Source organism: Mycobacterium gordonae (assembly GCF_001417955.2).
In the GTDB taxonomy this organism is placed as follows: Bacteria; Actinomycetota; Actinomycetes; order Mycobacteriales; family Mycobacteriaceae; genus Mycobacterium; species Mycobacterium gordonae_B.
Map to the genome: position 1 here is coordinate 1 of NZ_LKTM01000169.1, position 1,748 is coordinate 1,748.

A 1,748-nucleotide genomic window follows, 5' to 3' on the forward strand; every position below is an offset into this window, starting at 1 on the left:
CCTGAATTAGGTCACCTCCGGAGCGTTTTCCGACCGGCACTTGGCTGACCTGCTGGTTTGGCGGCCCGGTGGGGTGGTTTGGGGTACTAAGCGGGTAGGTTCGGGCGGTGGCGTACGTGCGGAAAGTGCGCACTGCCTCGGGTGCGGTGGCGGTGCAGGTAGTCCGCAAAGAAGCCGGCAAGGTCGTGATCATCGAGCACGTCGGTTCGGCTCGGACCGATGCTGAGCTGGGTGTTCTGTTGCAGCGTGCCCGTGGCCTGGTCGACGGGCTGCAGGAGGTCCTCGATTTGGAGGTGGCCCGTCGGGTCGCCCGCTTGGACGAGGTTTCCGATTGGCGCCCGCCCGATCAACAACAGCCGGTCGCTGATGCGGTGGCCGGGCCTGGCCGCACAGTGGCCACCAGTTCGCGGTTGCTCTATGAGGCGATCGGCGCGGTGTACGACGCGCTGGGTTTTCATGCCCTCGCCGATGTGGTGTTCAAGGATTTGGTGATCGCCCGGGTCGTTGAGCCGACCAGCAAGCTTGATTCGGCCAGAGTGCTGACCGACCTGGGTGCAGATACGGTGTCCTATAGCACGATTCAACGGCACCTGCGGTTGGTCAATACCGACGATTACCGGGATGTGATCGCCGAGAAGTGTTTTGCGCACTCGGCTGATCGGGGCACGTTGAGCCTGGTGCTCTACGACGTGACCACACTGTACTTCGAGTCCGAGAACGAAGACACCTTCCGCAAGGTCGGCTACTCGAAGGAGCGCCGCATCGATCCGCAGATCGTGGTCGGCCTGCTGGTCGACCGGACTGGTTTTCCGTTGGAGGTCAGCTGTTTTGAGGGCAGCACCGCCGAGACCACCACAATTGTTCAGGTCATCGACGCCTACCGCGGGCGCCATGACCTGACCGGGGTGCCAATGGTGATCGCCGCCGATGCCGCCATGCTGTCGTGGACAAATCTGAAAGCCCTCGATGAGGCGGGATGCTCGTTTATCGTTGGGTCCCGTATGACCAAAGCCCCCGGGGATCTGGATAGTCATTTCCATTGGCACGGCAATGCGTTCGCTGATGGGCAGGTCATTGATACGGTCACCCCGCGGCGCGCCGGCACCGTGGTCAACAACACCAAGGTCAAGGCTGAACCGGTCTGGACAGCTCAGTCTCATCCGAAGGCGTGGCGGGCGATCTGGCAATACCGCGCTGCCCGGGCCCGCCGTGATCAAAAGACCCTTGATGCGCAGGAAGCACGTGCGAAAGCTGTTGTGGCCGGTCAGAAGAAGGCCAAGATCACCCGCTTCGTCACCGTCAAAGGTGACAGCCGCGCCCTCGATGAGGCCAGTCTGAAGCGGGCCCGAGACCTGGTCGGGCTCAAAGGCTATGTCACCAATATCGACGCCGCCACGATGGCAGCATCAGAGGTGATCGCCAAATACCACGAGCTCTGGCATGTGGAGCGCTCGTTTCGGATGTCCAAGCACGACCTTGCCGCCCGGCCAATCTTTCACCACCTTCGTGAGTCGATCGAGGCACACCTGACCATCGTGTTCACCGCCCTGGCCGTCGCGCACGCCATCCAGGACAAGACCGGCCTGGCGATCGCGAACGTGGTCAAGCAGCTCCGCCCGCTACGCAGCGCCACCATCGCCATCAACGGGACCAGTCAAACCTTCCCACCGCAAATCCCAGAAGCCCAAGCCGAAATCCTGACCCAGCTGGGAATCGCCAACAGGGTACTAAAAATGACCTAACTCAGG

At 62.0% G+C, this 1,748-nt stretch carries 1 protein-coding gene; it reads left to right on the forward strand.

Annotated elements, in window-relative coordinates:
- The first annotated feature begins 107 nt into the window (after nt 1-107).
- Nucleotides 108-1,742 (forward strand): IS1634 family transposase, encoded by a 1,635-nt coding sequence (locus tag AO501_RS14470; protein WP_055578383.1) that lies wholly within the window; start codon nt 108-110, stop codon nt 1,740-1,742.
- Nucleotides 1,743-1,748 lie beyond the last annotated feature (6 nt).